Consider the following 15703-nt stretch of genomic DNA (forward strand, 5'->3'; position numbering starts at 1 on the left):
TCGCGCCATCGCCGCGCCCGAAACGTAACAGGACGTCCCATGCCCGAAGTCATCTTCCCCGGTCCCGAAGGTCGACTGGAGGGTCGTTTCGCCCCCGCTCCCCGCCCCCGCGCGCCGGTCGCGATGATCCTGCACCCACACCCGTCGTCGGGCGGCACGATGAACAACCGCATCGTGCAGGAACTCTACAAGACGTTCCAGCGCCGCGGCTTCGCGACGCTGCGCTTCAACTTCCGTGGCGTCGGCAAGAGTCAGGGCACGTTCGACAACGGCGTCGGCGAATTGTCGGACGCCGCCTCGGCGCTCGACTGGGTGCAGAGCTTCCATCCCGAAGCGCAGACGACGTGGATCGCGGGCGTCAGCTTCGGCGCGTGGATCGGCATGCAGTTGCTGATGCGCCGCCCGGAAATCCGCGGCTTCATCTCGATCGCGCCCCCCGCGAACATGTACGACTTCACCTTCCTCGCGCCATGCCCGTCCTCAGGCATCATCATCCAGGGCGACGCCGACGAAGTCGTGACGCCGGTCGCGACGCAGAAGCTGGTCGACAAGCTGCGTACCCAGCGCCACATCACCATCCATCACGATGTGATCCCCGGGGCCAACCACTTCTTCCAGAACGAAATGCCGCAACTGATGGGCAGCGTGGACAAGTATCTGGACATGCGGCTGGACCCGAACTCGCCGATCAAGTGAGGCGCGGCGCAGCGGATTGGCAACGCCAGTCCGCGCCCGGCCGGCGATGCCAACCGGCACCGACCGACGACGCGGCTTCGCCGCGGCGAGCGTTTGATGCTTGCCATATTCGATAGTCACCATAGGATGCCGATACCATTCCGGTACAGGACGTCCTGCCCATGCTGACCATCTTGCTGCTCGCGGCGGCCACCCAAACCGCGGCCGCCCCGACGCCGCCGAAACCCGAAAAGAAGATCTGCCGCCGGGAAGTGACGACCGGCTCGATCATGGCCCGTCCAGTCTGCCACACCAAGACCGAATGGACGCAGATCGACGCGCAGAATGCCGCCAATGCCGGACAGGCGCTCGACCAGCGGAGCTATCGCATGTCGCCGCAGCGCGACTGACCGTTACATCGTCCAGATCGCGACGTTCCCGACCATCACCAATGCGCAGACCAGCATCAGGCTGCCGTTGCGCCGTTCGCCGCGTGCGATCATCCGGATGCCGAACACGATCAGCAGGATCGCAACCAGCATCAGCACCGCGAGCAGCGTTCCCGCCGGACCCTGCGTCACGCCGCCACGACCGCGCCATAGGCGACGGGATCGACATTGCCGCCCGACACCAGCACCAGCGTACCCGGCCTCACCGTAACCCGTTTCGACAGAATCGCCGCCAGCGCCACGGCGCCACCCGGTTCGACGACCGCATGCAAATGTAGCGCGGCCCAGCGTTGCGCATGGGCAATCTCCCCCTCGCTGACCGCCACCCCGGTAGCACCACGGCGAGCGAGCACGTCGAAGGTGCGCTCGGCCACCCGCAGCGTCTGGAGCGCATCACAGGCGGTCGGCGGCGGCGCATCGCCGACAGGTTCGATCCATCCCGCCTCAAGGCTGCGGCGCATATCGTCCCAGCCCTCCGGCTCGACCGTTACGATCTCGGCATCGGGCAGCGCCAGCGCGATGCCGGCGGCCAGTCCGCCACCCCCGCACGGCACGACGACCAGCGAAGGCGTCGGAAGCCCGGCCGCCACCATCTGCTCCGCCGCCTCGATCCCGGCGGAGCCCTGCCCCTCAATTACCCACGCATCGTCGAAGCTGGGCACCAGTGTCGCGCCGCGCGCATGTGCCAGATGCGCGGCGATCTTCTCACGGCTCTCGGTCGCCCGGTCATAGCGGACGACCTCCGCCCCCAGCGCCATCGTTGCCCGCAGCTTCGTTTCGGGGGCGTCGGCTGGCATCACGATTGTGGCGGCGATTCCCAGCCTCCTGGCGGCCCACGCGACACCCTGCGCATGATTGCCCGACGAAAAAGCGACGACGCCGCACGCCCTCGATTCGTCGCTGAGAGCGGTCAAACGGTGCCATGCGCCGCGCAGCTTGAACGCCCCGATCGGCTGCAGCGATTCCATCTTCAGTGCTACCTGCAACCCATTGACTTCTCTTAACATCAGCGGCGATGGCGGCAGAATGTCGGCCATCTTGGCCGCGGCATCGCGGACCCCTGCTCGCGTCGGCTGTCGCAAAATAGTCATAAAATGCCCGTTCCGTCGCAGAACCACTTTACATCGTGGATGAGGGACCATAGATCGCGCCTCCGCTGCCCCATGGGACTTCCAACCGCAAGGCAGCTTTTGTCACCGTATGCCGAAAGGCAATTGGAGGTCCCTTGAATTGGCCAAGCACTATAGCGCGCTGGGGCTAGCTGCCCCCTTTATCGGCCGTGACCCCTCGTTGGAGTGCGGGATCGACATCGCAGAGCGCCGGCCGGTCGAACCGGTGACGCTCGTTCGCCCGCACGCCGCAGCGCGCGCAGCCCGATTCTTCGTGGAGAAGTTTCCGGGCCGCTCGATGTATGCGGTGAAGGCGAATCCGTCGCCCGACCTGCTCCGTGTCCTGCGGGACAACGGCATCGTACACTATGACACCGCCTCAATCGGCGAAGTACGTCTGGTGAAGTCGACGCTGCCGGAAGCGACCTGCCACTTCATGCACCCGATCAAGGCCCCGGAAGCGATTGCCGAGGCCTATTTCGACCATGGCGTGCGGACCTTCTCGCTCGACAGCATGGACGAACTGGAAAAGATCGTGGCCGCCACCGACGGCGCGACCGATCTGACCCTGTGCGTGCGGATGCGCGTTTCGTCCGAATATGCAAAGCTGTCGCTGGGGTCGAAGTTCGGCGTCGGTCCGGGCGAAGCGAAGCAACTCCTGATCGCGACCCGTCAGGTCGCCGACGCGCTCGGCATATGCTTCCATGTCGGCAGCCAGACCATGTCGCCCGACGCGTACAGCAACGCGATGGAACGCGTTCGTGGTGCGATCGTCGATGCCGGTGTCACCGTCGACGTCATCGACGTCGGTGGCGGCTTTCCGTCCTGCTACCCCGGCATGACCCCGCCGCCGCTGGAGCGTTTTTTCGAAACGATCCACCGCGCGTTCGAAAGCCTGCCGATCAGCTATTCGGCGGAACTGTGGGCCGAACCGGGTCGCTCGCTGTGCGCCGAATATGCGTCGGTCGTTGTCCGCGTCGAACATCGCCGTGGCGCGGAACTGTTCATCAACGACGGGGCCTATGGCTCATTGTTCGATGCGGCGCATATCGGCTGGAAATATCCGGTGCAGCTGCTGCGGCAGCCGGAATCGGACGCGCGCGACATGGACTTCAGCTTCTGGGGTCCGACCTGCGACGATATCGACCAGATGCAGGGACCGTTCCCGCTGCCGGCCGATACCCGTAGCGGCGATTATTTCGAGATCGGCATGCTCGGTGCCTATGGCTCGGCGATGCGCACCGCGTTCAACGGCTTCGGCAATGGCGAGACCGTTGTGACCGACGACGAGCCGATGGAATCGATGTACATCGAACTCGATCCCGTGCCGGCGTTCGTTTCGAACAACGTCGTCAAGCTGTAACGCCACTATCCTAACCAGCCACCTCCCCCTTCCCGCACCTGTGCGGGAGGGGCCGGGGGTGGGCTTTGCATGGCCTTTGCGCTATGCGACCGCCATCGGCTCCTCCCCACTTTTTCGGGCAGGAGGCCATACCGGGTTTCCGCGTCCCCATAACGACGACGGCTTATCGATGATGATGGGACCATCATGACCGACACGACGATCAACGACACCCGCAAGGCCGAACTGCTTTCGACCACCGTCGAGCATGTCGACATCACCAAGTTCGACGCCCGCCCGATCATCGACGCGATGGGCAAGATGAGCTTCACCAGCCGCGACCTCGCGCGCGCCACCCGCATCTACAACCAGATGCTGGAGGACAAGGACTGCTCGATCTTCCTCGTGATCGCCGGTTCGACCTCGGCCGGCGGTTGCATGGACCTGTACGCCGAACTGCTGCGCTCGAACATGATCGACGGCGTCGTCGCGACCGGCGCGTCGATCGTCGACATGGACTTCTTCGAAGGCCTTGGTCACAAGCACTATCAGGCGCTTGAAATCCCTGACGATAACGTGCTGCGTTCGCTCTACATCGACCGCATCTACGACACCTATATCGACGAAGAGCAGCTGCAGGATTGCGACCACACCATCGGTGAAATCGCCAATTCGCTTGAGCCGAAGGCCTATTCGTCGCGCGCCTTCATCCGCGAAATGGGCAAGTATCTGTCGGAGCATGGCAAGAAGGAAAACAGCCTCGTCAAGCTGGCGTATGAGCATGACGTGCCGATCTTCTGCCCGGCCTTCGTCGACAGCTCGGCCGGCTTCGGTCTGGTCAAGCACCAGGTCGACCGCGCGAAGGAAGGCAAGCCGTACATGGTGCTCGACGCCATCGCCGACTTCCGCGAACTGACCGACATCAAGATCAAGGCGGGCACCACCGGCCTGCTGATGATCGGCGGCGGCGTGCCGAAGAACTTCATCCAGGACACCGTCGTCTGCGCCGAAATCCTCGGCCATGACGATGTCGAGATGCACAAATACGCCGTGCAAATCACCGTCGCCGACGTCCGCGACGGCGCGTGTTCGTCGTCGACGCTGAAGGAAGCGGCCAGCTGGGGCAAGGTCGACACCGCGCTCGAACAGATGGTCTTTGCCGAAGCCGGCTCGGTCATGCCGCTGCTGGCATCGGACGCCTATCATCGCGGCGCATGGAAGAACCGTGCCAAGCGCGCGTTCGGCAAGATGTTCGACTGAACCGCGGGCACATCGCTGCAAACGCAAACGGCGGGGGAGCAATCCCCCGCCGTTCTCGTATCGGCCGTATCTCCGCCGCCTACATCTTGAAGCCGAACCGGGCATATTGCCGATCGATCTGCGGCGCGACACGCCGGGCCATCGTCAGATCGGCGAGCGCATCGGCATCGCGCTTCATCGCCTTCATCACCACGGCGCGCAGATAGCGGCTGCTCGCCATGTCGGGTTCCGCCGCCAGCACGGCGTCGAGATCGGCCAACGCCTCGGGATACCGGCCCATCCGGTACCAGACCATCGCCCGGCTATCGAGCGCGGCGAGCGTGCTGTCGCTCAATTCGATCGCGCTGGTGCAATCCTTCAGCGCGGTGTCGAGCATCACCGACCGCGTGCCCTTGATCCAGCAGCGACCGTTGAGCAGGTTCGGCGAACCCGGCTTTTCGGCGATCATCGCATCGTACAGCTTCACCGCTTCCGCCGCGTCCCCGAACTCGCCGATCAGCGCCGCCTTGTCCTGCCGCGCCGCACGCTTCTGTTCACCGCCCAGCGCGATCCGCTGGTCGAGCAGCGCGACGCCGCCGGGCAGGTCGCCATTCTCCGCCTTCAGCCACGCCAGCCGCATCGTCGCGCTCTGGTTCGACGGGTCGAGCCGCCGTGCGCTTTCGGCATCGGCCAGCGCCTTGGCCCGGTCGCCGAGCATGTCGTGGACATAGGCGCGTTGCAGGTACAGATCGATTCCCGGTTCCTTGGCAATGACCCGGTCAAGATCGGGCAACGCCCCGCGGTAATTTCCGACCCCGCTCTCGAAACTCGCGCGGCTCTGATACCCGCTGATCTCGTCGGGATCGGCGGCGATCGCCTTGGCATAGACCGCGCGGATCGCCCTGATCTGGCTCGACTGCGCCATTGCCGCGCTGTCCAGCGTCCAGCGGCGCGGCGTATCGGCGGGCGCGACCACGTGCGGGATATTGGCGGTCGCCGTCGCCACCGCGTCGCGTTCGGCGGCGATCTGCGCCGCCGGCACCTCCACGCCCAGTGCGTCGACCCGCTCGTCCATCGTCAGCAGGCCGTTCGTCAGGCGCGTCGTCCGCTTGACGACATGGCCCGCCAGCCGCTGATCGGCGTCCGCCGTTCCATCCAGTGTGAAGCCCCGCCCGCCATCGGGCAACCTGACCCGCAACCGGCGCTCGAGTCCCAGCGGCGGTGGCGCGGCGACCGGGATCGCCGTCCAGTCGGGACGGCTGCGGTCGGGTGAGAAAGTCAGCTCGCTCAAGGGACCGTTCAACGACCGCTTGCGCCGCCGGTCTTCCATGCCCCAGCTCGTGCCGACCACGCCCTTCGCGCGGATGACGACATCGCCGCTCACGGGATCGGGCGTGATCGTCCCGTCCGCGAATTGCCCTTCGCCGGCGGCCTTCTGCAAGACGTTCGAAATCAGCTCGCGCTGTTCTTTCGGTCCCAGCTGGCTCTTCGCCGCGCGCAACTGTGCCGCGACCATGCCGTGCGCCACGAACGTCACGTCGACCGCACTGGGCAGATCGACCGCGCTGCTTTCGTCGGCATCGATCATGACGCTGGCCATCGGCAGCGCATTGGCATGGGTCGCGACCATCACCGGCACCGCCCCCGCCGCCCGCAGCGGCAGGACATAGCCGATGCCTGGCGTGTCGCGGACATCGGCGATCCGCGCATTGCTGCCCGTCCCGTCGAGCCACAGCGTCTCGCCACCGACCGTCGCCCGCACGAACACATGGTTGAACGCAGCCGCGCTCGGCAGCCGTTCGGGCACGAAGTCGCCCATGCCGACGCTGGCGATGACCGGCTCCGCCTCAATCCCCATGGCGTGCAGCATGGCAAGCAGCAACAGCGTCTTGGCCTTGCAATCGCCATAGCGGACTTCCCACGTCTTCGCAGGGACTTGCGGGACATAGTTCCCGCCGTCCATCCCGACCGCCAGATAGCGGATCTTGTCCTGTACCACCTCCAGCGCGCGTTGCGCCCGGCCGAGCGGCGTCGCCTCCGCCTTCATGATCGCCGCAACTTCGCTGGCGATCGGACCGCCCGGCGCGACCAACCCGTCAGTCTTGTACAGCGTCGCAAAGGTCTTCGAGACGTCGGCCCAGTCGGCGAAGCTGGCCACCTCCATCAACGGTGGATGGCGGAAGCGCGACGGCGCATCCTCGGGCATCTCCTTGGGCTTGGCGAGCGGCAGCGCGAAGCTCAACTCGGTGAATTCGCCCTTCGTCACCGGCGTCGCCTGCACCCCGTCGGCCATGACCTTCCATTTCGGCTGGCTTCCTGTCGGCCAGCTATAGCGGACCCGCCCCGCCCCGATCCGCATTGGTGCCGCAAACAGCGGAATGACATCCTGCACCCGCCCGCCCAGCGCCGCATCGCGTCCGGTGACCGAGAACCGCATGTCGAGGATATCGCCGACCTCCAGCCCCTCGACCGCCATCGTCGCCGTCAGGATACCGGTCAGTTCGCGCTGTTCGAGCGACTGTTCGCGCCGCAGCACGACGAACCTCTGCCCCTTCGCCAACAGGTCGATCCGCTGATCGCCACGCAGGATGGTCAGGCCGTGGACGATAAGGTCACCCTTGTCCGGTGCCCAGGGCAGGGTCAGCGTCGCTGCCTGCGACAGCATCTCGCTGCTGGCGATCCGCGTCTGCTGATGGACATAGGACCATAGCCGGTCGCCCTCGATCCGCTTCTGGAAATCGAGCAGCACGATCGGCGGCAATTCCTCTGCCGCGCTCGCCGGGACCGACGGCGGCGCGATCACCCATGAAGGGGCAGGCTGATAGAGTGGCGTATCGCTGGCCCATGCCAGTGCCGGAACACACACTGCCGCCAATACGGCAGCCCGAGCCATGACCAAACGCTTCACGCAATCCCCCTCGTCATCCGGCCCCCGCCGGTCATCAAAGGTCTATCGCAGCGCACTCCTTTGTCGAGTGGCGATTGCGTGCAGAAACGAAGCAGATCAGCCGAACAGCCGTGCCGCACTACGCTCCAGCATCACCAGCTGCCACAGCGTCCGGCCATGCTCCGCCCGGCCGGCGCGGTGGTCGGCGACGATCCGTTCGATCGCATGCAGGTCGAACCAGCTCGCCAGCACCGGCGACCGTGCCAGCGCCGCCGCCTCCTCGGCCAGCTGCCCCCGAAACCATGCGCTGACCGGCGTCACGAACCCCATTTTCGGTCGATAGAGAATGTCGCGCGGTAGCCACGGCTCCAACGCCTTCTTCATCAGCCACTTGCCCTCGCCCCGCCGCAGCCGCAACCGGGGCGGCAGGGTCGCACAGAATTCGATCAGCCGATGGTCGAGCAACGGCTCGCGTGCTTCCAGCCCGACGGCCATGCTGGTCCGGTCGACCTTGGTCAGGATATCGCCGGGCAACCAGTGACGGAAATCGGCATATTGCGCGCGGTCCAGCGCATGGCGACCCGGTGCCTGGCGCATCGCCGCGACATAGCGATCCTCGCCGCGATACCCGTTCAACTGCCGCGCCATTGCCGGCGTATAGAGCGCCTGCCGCACGCCCGGCGTCGTTACCCCGACCGCGCCGGCATAGGCCTCGTTGCCGTCCTGCGCCAATGCCAGCAGCGTCGTCTTGGCCCGGAACGGACGCGGTGCCCAGTCGGCCTTGGGATAGACGTCGCCCAGCGCCCCGAACACCGGCTCTCGAAATCCCGGCGGCAGCAGCCCGCGCACTCGTTCCTCGGCGGCATGGAATTTGTAGCGGCGATATCCCGCCAGCGCCTCGTCCGCGCCGTCGCCCGACAGCGCGACCGTCACCCGCTCGCGCGCCAATGCGCAGACGCGATAGGTCGCCAGAGCCGATGCATCGGCAAAGGGTTCGTCGAACGCCGCGACCAGCGTGTCGATCAGCCCGAAATCGTCCGACCGCACCGTCCGCACCGCATGATCGGTGGCGAAGCGCGTCGCGACGGCGGCGGCCGGCCCGCGTTCGTCATGCCCCGCCTCGTCGAACCCGATCGTACAGGTCTGCACCGGCGTACGGCTCACCTCCGCCATCAGTGCGACGACCGCCGACGAATCGACTCCGCCCGACAGGAACGCGCCCAGCGGTACGTCGGCGACCATCCGCGACCGGACGCCCTCGCGCATCCGCTCGACCAGTTCGGCCTCCAGGTCGCGGGTGCTACCCGTCGCCCGCTTGGAAAAGTCGATGTCCCACCACCGCATCGGCGACGGCACCGCCCGCCCGCGCTGCATCAGCAGGAAATGCCCCGACTGCAGCTTGCGCACCCCCGCGACGATACAGGCGTCGTCGGGGACATAGCCCAGCGCCATATAATCCTCGGTCGCGCGCAGGTCGGGCGTCCGCCGCACCAGCGGGTGGGCCAGCAACCCCTTGAGTTCCGAAGCGAACGCCACCGCGCCATCGGCCAGCTCGACATAGTGGAGCGGCTTCACCCCCATCCGGTCGCGCGCGAGGAACAGCGACTGGCAATCGGCGTCATAGATCGCAAAGGCGAACATGCCGTTCAGCCGCGACAGCATGTCCGGCCCCCATGCCGCCCATGCGTGCAGCAGCACTTCGGTATCGCCCTGCGTGCGAAACACCGCACCCCGCGCGATCAGTTCGGCGCGCAATTCGGCGAAGTTGTAGATTTCGCCATTATAGGTGACGACGATCCGCTCGCCCGGCAGCGCCATCGGTTGCGGACTGCCCGCTACGTCGATGATCGACAGCCGCCGATGGCCGAGACCGACGCCGAGCGCGGTCCACACCCCCGATCCGTCCGGCCCGCGATGCGCCTGCGCCTGCGTCATCGCCGCGATCCGCGCGGGATCGACCGGCTTGGGGCTGGCGGGATGGAAGATGCCGGCGATACCGCACATGGTCAGCGCCCTCCCGCGGCGCGATCGGCGATGGCGTCGACCGGCCCCGCCGCGCGCAGGAAATCGGTGATGGTCCCCCGCGGATCGCCCACGCCCTTTTCCGCCGACATCAGCACCGCCACGCCGCGCTGCGGCCCGCCCAACAGGCGCGTCTTCAGCGTCGCCAGCTTCACCCGATCTTCGCTGCCGGTGGTCGTCGATCCGATCCGATACCAGGTCGCGACCTCGCGCTCGACCGGGCCGGGCGCGGCCATGCGCAGCGTGGTGCCACCGGCAATCGGCGGGGTGTCGGCGATCCGTACCCATCGGTCGTTCTCGCGGATCGGCCCCTGACCGAACCCGACCAGCTCATGCCCCTCGCCCTGTGCGGCATAGACCGCGATCGCCAGGTCGACGCTGCGCCCGCGGGCATCGCCATAGCGACCGATCAGGAAATGGTCCGCGCCCGGATAATGCGGCACCCAAGGCTCGCCGGTGATTGCGATCCGCTGCCATCCCGGCACGCTTGGCAAATCGATCCAGTCGGGCAGCGGATCGGCGCGGCTGTCAATCATCCACCCCCAGGCGGCAAAGGCGACGGCGATGCCCAGCACCGCGCCCGCCGCCATCGACCGGTCGGCGACGCGCATCGGCATCGCCTGCACCCGCGCGACGTCGAACCACGGCGCATCGGGATCGCGATCGAACCAGTGCCATCCGATCGCCAGCACCCCCGCCATCGTCAGCGCAAAGAAGACCCAGCCATAGACGATGTGATCGAACCCGGTCGCCGCCGCGACCGACGTCAAATGCGCGGCATAGATCGTCCCCGCCGCCCGCACGCCATTGGCCAGTACCGGCACCACCAGCGCCATTGCCATGAACGCCGCGCGACGTGCCGGCGCGACGTAGCAGACATTGGCGACCAGCGCCCCGTACGCGATCATCGCGATCACGAACTTCGCGCCCGAACACGCCTCCGCCACTTCGAAATAGCCGTTGGGAATGGTGATGAGCACGCCCTCGACGCTCGCCGATACGCCCAGCGCGTGCAGGATCGGCATGGTCAGCGCGACCGTCACCGATTGCAGCCACGGCTCCATAAAATCGCCGAACGGCACCAGAAAGACCATATAGGCCAGCGGAAACAACAGTCCCCGCGCGACCCGCAAGCCCAGCAGCGTGACCACCGCCCCCTGCAACAGCATCACCAGTCCGACATGCCGGAACAGCGCCACCGCCGCCGCCTCGCCCACCAGCCAGCCCGCGCCACCGACCACGACGATCGTCAGCCCCGGCCACCATGCGCCGGGCTGCAACGCCAGCACCTCGTGCCGCCGCTGCCATACCAGCCAGCCGATGATCGGCGGCACGAACAGGCAATGGCCATAGGTGGTCGAATTCCACCAGATATCGACCACATCGCCGACATCGCGGCGAAAGATCAGCAGCAATGCCGCCCAGATCCCGCCCAGCGCGATCAACGACCGCCGCCACTCGGGCGTCAGCACGTCCAACGGCCGATCGAGCGCCAGGCTGTTCACAATCCCATCAGCCCCGCCAGCGGTGCCAGTCGCGCGTCCCAGCCATAGCGCGCAATCGTCCGCGCCCGCGCCGCCTGTCCGAGCGTATCGCCCGCAACAGGATCGTCCAGCAACGCCTTCACCTCACGAACGAACGCGCCTGCATCCCCCGCGACCCGGATCGAACCATCATGATCGATGCCCTCGGCGGCGGCCGTCGAGGCGACGACCGGCCGCGCCATCGCCATCGCCTCCAGCACCTTGTTCTGCACGCCGCGCGCCAGCAGCAGTGGTGCCACGACCACGTCCGCCGCCGCGATCCAGCCGCGCACGTCGGCGACTTCGCCGGTCACGATCACCCGCTCACCGACCAGCGCGCGGACCGCCGCCGACGGATTGCGCCCGACGATCGCGAACCTGCCCGGCACCCCCGGCAGTACCTCGCGTACGAACCAGCGCACCGCATCGATGTTCGGCCGATAATCCATCTGCCCGGTGAACACGATCAGCGGCCCTGCCTCCGCCACCGGCGTCACGGCGGCCGGATCGAAAAAGCCGGTGTCGATCCCGTTCTCGACCGCATGGACCTGCCCGGTGCCGAACAGCGCCGCCTCCGCCGCACTCACGAACAGCGTCGCCTGCGCCCGATCCGCCACGCTGCGTTCGAACGCGCCTAGCAACCGCGCCTCGCGCCGCATCATCCAGCGCATCGGTCCGCGTGCATCCTCGGCATAGGCGGTGAACTTGGCCGAATCGAGGTCGACGAAATCCATGACGAACCGCGCATTGTCCGGTAAATACTGCGCCATCTGCCCCGAATAGACATAGATCGCCTCATAGCGCCGCGCGGCCAGCAACCGCGCCACCGCCGCCCGCATCGCGCGATGATCGAACGCCGCCAGCGACACCGCCCGCCCGCCGGCCAGCGCCTCGACCGCCGCCCGCGCATTGCCCTTGGTCCGTGGCACCACCACCGCGCTCGCGCACCATTGCTTCAGCGCCGCATCATGACCCAGATCGCGCGGATCGTCGGCGAAGGTCGCCAGATGCACCCGTCCCAGCGTCGAGAGATGCCGCATGACATGATGGCTGCGTACCTTATCGCCGCGATCGGGCGGATAGGGGACGCGGTGGGCAAGGAACAGGATGTCGCTCACCCCAGCCCCTTCGCGATCCAAGGTCCGATCCGGTTCGACACGACCAGCGGCAGCTTCTGCCACGCCGCGATCTTCAGCCGGTATTTGGGGTTGAGCGGATTGGCGTCGCGCGGCGCGGCCCCATCGGCGGTCCATGTCGGATAGCCGAGCGGTTCGCCGACGAACCCCCAATTCTTCTTGTACGCCGCCGGCCCGGTCCCGACCTTCGACCGGCCGAAATCGAACCGGTCGCATCCGCGCGCACGCGCATGGCGCATCAATTCGAAATACATCCGCTCATTGGCGCGCAGCCCCCGCGCCTCCGCCGTCCCGCCGCCCCAATAGGGATAGACCGCGCCCCGCCAATAGATCGACAGCACGCTCGCCACCGCCCGTTCCTCGTGGCGGATGGTCAGCACGTCGGCATCCTCGCCGAACGCCGCGACGACCTCGCGGAACAGCGACCTTGGAAAGACCGGCGTGCCGAGGTTGCGCACCGACGTCCCATAGACCCGGAAATGCTCGGCCAGCGCCGCACGGTCGCGCCCGATCGCCACCTCGAACGGCGCGGCCAGCGCCTTGCGCACATCCGCACGCTGCTTGCGCGGGATCGCCAGCAATTCCGCCTCGTCATCCCCCGCAAGCGAGCGGACGAACCCTAGATAGCGGCTGTCGTCGAACGTCCAGCCCAGCGCATCGATCGCCGCCCCGCCGCGCATCTCGATCGTCGGACAGCCAAGCTCACGCGCGACGCCCACTGCCGCCTCTGCCAGCAACCGCGCCGCCGCGCCTTCGCCCAGCACGCCGCCCCCGACCCCGAATCCGGTCGATACCAGCGCCGCGCCGAACAGCGGCGAGCGCACCTGCGTCAGCGGCACCAGCCCGACCAGTGCCCCTGCATCCTCGGCGAGCAGCATTCGATAAGCCTGCCCGCACCCCGCCGCCGTCGCCTCGCCCCAGATCGGCAGGTGGAACGGCGTCGCATCGGCCCGCCCCTCGACGAACGCCATGATCCGCGCGCGTTCGCCGACATCGCCCAGATCCGCCCGCCGGACGCGCAGGCTCACAGCGCGACCGCACGCTCGGCGACGATCGCATCGGCCCGGCCCCACTCATGGCGCGCCATCAACCGCTCCAGCTTCCCCGCCATCGCCGACAGCCGCGAATAATGGCGCAGCTTTGACTTGAACGGCGCATTCGCCACGCGCGGCTGTCCGGGATCGATCTCCCATGGATGAAAATAGAAAATCGCCGGATGTGCGTCCGTCCGGTTGCTGCGCACCACCGCATCCTCGACGACCCGGTTCGGCAGCAACCGGAAAAACCCGCCCCCCGCCGACACATCGCGGCCCAGCACCCTGGCAAGGGTGATCGGCCATTCGACCAAAGTGTTGCCCGCCACCGGCCGGTACAGCCCGCGCGGCGCATCGGCCCAGCCATAATGGTCATGGGCCAGCGGCGCGACCGACGACGAATAGCGATAACCCGAATCGGCCAGCACGCCATGCGCCCACGGCGTGCGGGCATCGATCGAGAAACTCGGCGCGCGATAGCCGGTCACCGCCCGTCCGCCGGCATCCTCCAACACCGTCCGCGCCCGCGCCAGATCGTCGCGAAACTGCGCCGCCGTCATCGTGAACACCCGGCGATGGTCCCACCCATGGCTCGCCAGCTCATGCCCGCCGCCCACGATCCGCTGCATCAGCCCCGGAAACCGCTCGGCCACCCAGCCGAGCGTGAAGAACGTCGCCGTCACCCCGGCGGCGGCGAACAGGTCGAGCACCGCATCGGTATTCGCCTCGACCCGGTGTTCCAGCCCGTCCCAGTCGCGCCGGTCGATGACCGTTTCGAACGCGCCGACCTGAAACCAGTCCTCGACGTCGACCGACATCGCGTTGCGCATGGGGGTGGCTCAGCCCGCGACGCGGACGGACGTCAGGTCGGGCCGGCGCTGTTCACCCTCGACCCAGTCGACCAGCAGCGTAAGCACCCGGCGCAGCGCCAGATCCTGCTGCTCCAGCCGTGCTTCCAGCGACTCGATCCGCGCCAGCAACGCCTCGGTATCGGCAACCGGTGCCGGCGGGCGCTGGCCGCTCTCGACCACCGACAAATGGATCGGGCGCGGCGGCACCGGCGGCGGCGGCGGGGTCATCGGGCGCGCCTCGGCCTCGCCGAACGACGCCGGCTCCTCGGCCTCGGCGTCCCCGGTCCGGCTGCCCAGCCCGTCGCGGTCCAGATCGGAAATCACGTTCTCGACGTCCAGCGCGCCGAACTGGTCGATCCCCTCGATCGCGCCGAACAGCAGCACCCGGCTGGCCAACTGGTTCAACCGCCGCGGAATCCCCCCCGACCAGCGGTGCAGCGCCGCCAGCGCATCGGGCGAAAAGCTCGGGCTGCCGGTCCATCCGACCACCCGCAACCGGTGTTCCAGATACGGTCCGACCTCCTCGACCTCCATCGGGTCGAGGTGGTGCATCGCGATCACCCGCTGGCGCAGCTGCTCCAGCCGGTCTGACCCGTGCAGCCGCTGCCGGAACTCGGGCTGGCCGAGCAGGAAGATCTGCAACAGCGCATAGCCGCCCGCCTGAAAGTTTGACAGCATCCGCAATTCCTCGATCGACCCGACCGGCAGCGACTGCGCCTCGTCGATCACCAGCAGCGTCCGCCGGCCCGACCGCGCGACATTGTGCAGCCCGCGTTCGATCCCGCTCAGCAACTGCGCCTTGGTCAGCCCGGCGGGATCGACGTCCAGCCCCGACGCGACCAGCCGCAACAGGTCGTCGGCCTCGATCTGTGTCGTCACGATCCGGATGACGTTCAGCCGCGCGGCATCGATCGTCCGCATCAAATGGCCGAGCAGCGTCGTCTTGCCGGTACCCGGATCGCCGGTGATGACGATGAAGCCCTCGCCCTGGCTCAGGCCATAGCCGAGATACGCCATCGCCTTGCGATGCGTCGCGGTATCGAACCAGAACGCCGGATCGGGCGTCAGCTGGAACGGGCGACCGGTCAGGCCATAGTGATCGTCGTACATCAGCATCTCCGTTGGGAGCTGTATAACCCCCGATCGGTTTATTCTTCTTAAAATTTCGCGCCGCGATGTATGTGCAGGTCATGACGGTACGGCAAGCCGCTGACGATGGCGTAATATTCCCTCGTCACCCCCGCAAAGGCAGCGGTGCATCGACGCGGGGTCACCGAATCCGCACGACCGTCCGCAGATAAGGATTGCCGCCTGCGCGGGAAGGACGCGACGTGCGCAGCAGCGCGAGGTGCTATCCCTTCATCCTGGGGCGATCGACATTCACCGAAACCCACGGAATTTCGTCATTCCCGCGCAGGCGGGAATCCATACGCGCC

At 67.1% G+C, this 15703-nt stretch carries 13 protein-coding genes; 4 read left to right on the plus strand and 9 right to left on the minus strand.

Going from position 1 to position 15703, the window contains the following annotated elements; translation table 11 throughout:
• Window positions 1-39 precede the first annotated feature (39 nt).
• Both ASE90_RS00235 and ASE90_RS00240 read left to right on the plus strand, forming a co-directional pair.
• On the plus strand, window positions 40-696 hold the full coding sequence (locus ASE90_RS00235) for an alpha/beta hydrolase (RefSeq protein WP_055994400.1): 657 nt from the start codon (window positions 40-42) through the stop codon (window positions 694-696).
• A gap of 161 nt (window positions 697-857) precedes the next feature.
• A complete protein-coding gene (locus ASE90_RS00240) occupies window positions 858-1085 on the plus strand; it encodes a hypothetical protein (protein WP_055994403.1) in 228 nt (75 codons plus the stop codon).
• A 3-nt stretch (window positions 1086-1088) separates the two neighbouring features.
• Here the strand turns inward: ASE90_RS00240 and ASE90_RS19430 are convergent, their stop codons facing one another.
• On the minus strand, window positions 1089-1256 hold the full coding sequence (locus ASE90_RS19430) for a hypothetical protein (RefSeq protein ID WP_156361354.1): 168 nt from the start codon (window positions 1254-1256) through the stop codon (window positions 1089-1091).
• A complete protein-coding gene (locus tag ASE90_RS00245) occupies window positions 1253-2161 on the minus strand; it encodes a threonine/serine dehydratase (RefSeq protein ID WP_235531598.1) in 909 nt (302 codons plus the stop codon). Before ASE90_RS00245 ends, ASE90_RS19430 begins: the two co-directional genes overlap by 4 nt.
• Window positions 2162-2354: 193 nt before the next feature.
• Here ASE90_RS00245 and ASE90_RS00250 point away from each other — a divergent pair, with 193 nt between their 5' ends.
• Window positions 2355-3596 carry a type III PLP-dependent enzyme gene (locus ASE90_RS00250; protein ID WP_082449244.1) on the plus strand — a complete coding sequence of 414 codons (1242 nt, stop codon included), beginning with the start codon at window positions 2355-2357 and terminating at the stop codon, window positions 3594-3596.
• A 186-nt stretch (window positions 3597-3782) separates the two neighbouring features.
• Window positions 3783-4835, plus strand: a complete 1053-nt coding sequence (locus ASE90_RS00255; protein ID WP_055756247.1) for a 1,9-bis(guanidino)-5-aza-nonane synthase — start codon at window positions 3783-3785, stop codon at window positions 4833-4835.
• Window positions 4836-4914: 79 nt separating this feature from the next.
• Here ASE90_RS00255 and ASE90_RS00260 read toward each other — a convergent pair whose 3' ends face one another.
• The 7 genes from ASE90_RS00260 to ASE90_RS00290 all read right to left on the minus strand — a co-directional run bounded on the left by ASE90_RS00260 (window position 4915) and on the right by ASE90_RS00290 (window position 15377).
• Window positions 4915-7707, minus strand: coding sequence for a DUF3857 domain-containing protein (locus ASE90_RS00260; RefSeq protein WP_200910760.1), 2793 nt, complete (start codon window positions 7705-7707; stop codon window positions 4915-4917).
• A gap of 111 nt (window positions 7708-7818) precedes the next feature.
• On the minus strand, window positions 7819-9705 hold the full coding sequence (locus ASE90_RS00265; RefSeq protein ID WP_055994412.1) for an XrtA/PEP-CTERM system amidotransferase: 1887 nt from the start codon (window positions 9703-9705) through the stop codon (window positions 7819-7821).
• Window positions 9706-9707: 2 nt separating this feature from the next.
• The gene (gene xrtA / locus ASE90_RS00270; RefSeq protein WP_414888703.1) at window positions 9708-11228 is read right to left on the minus strand and encodes an exosortase A; all 1521 of its coding nucleotides are present in this window, start codon (window positions 11226-11228) and stop codon (window positions 9708-9710) included.
• Complete coding sequence (locus tag ASE90_RS00275) at window positions 11225-12364, minus strand: TIGR03087 family PEP-CTERM/XrtA system glycosyltransferase (RefSeq protein ID WP_055994418.1); 1140 nt, start codon at window positions 12362-12364, stop codon at window positions 11225-11227. Before ASE90_RS00275 ends, xrtA begins: the two co-directional genes overlap by 4 nt.
• A complete protein-coding gene (locus ASE90_RS20420) occupies window positions 12361-13353 on the minus strand; it encodes a FemAB family XrtA/PEP-CTERM system-associated protein (RefSeq protein WP_235531662.1) in 993 nt (330 codons plus the stop codon). Before ASE90_RS20420 ends, ASE90_RS00275 begins: the two co-directional genes overlap by 4 nt.
• Before the next feature lie 53 nt (window positions 13354-13406).
• Window positions 13407-14246 carry an XrtA system polysaccharide deacetylase gene (locus ASE90_RS00285; RefSeq protein ID WP_055994423.1) on the minus strand — a complete coding sequence of 280 codons (840 nt, stop codon included), beginning with the start codon at window positions 14244-14246 and terminating at the stop codon, window positions 13407-13409.
• A gap of 9 nt (window positions 14247-14255) precedes the next feature.
• A complete protein-coding gene (locus ASE90_RS00290) occupies window positions 14256-15377 on the minus strand; it encodes an ExeA family protein (protein ID WP_055996953.1) in 1122 nt (373 codons plus the stop codon).
• Window positions 15378-15703: the final 326 nt, after the last annotated feature.

It is taken from the genome of Sphingomonas sp. Leaf67 (assembly GCF_001421965.1).
In the GTDB taxonomy this organism is placed as follows: domain Bacteria; phylum Pseudomonadota; class Alphaproteobacteria; order Sphingomonadales; family Sphingomonadaceae; genus Sphingomonas.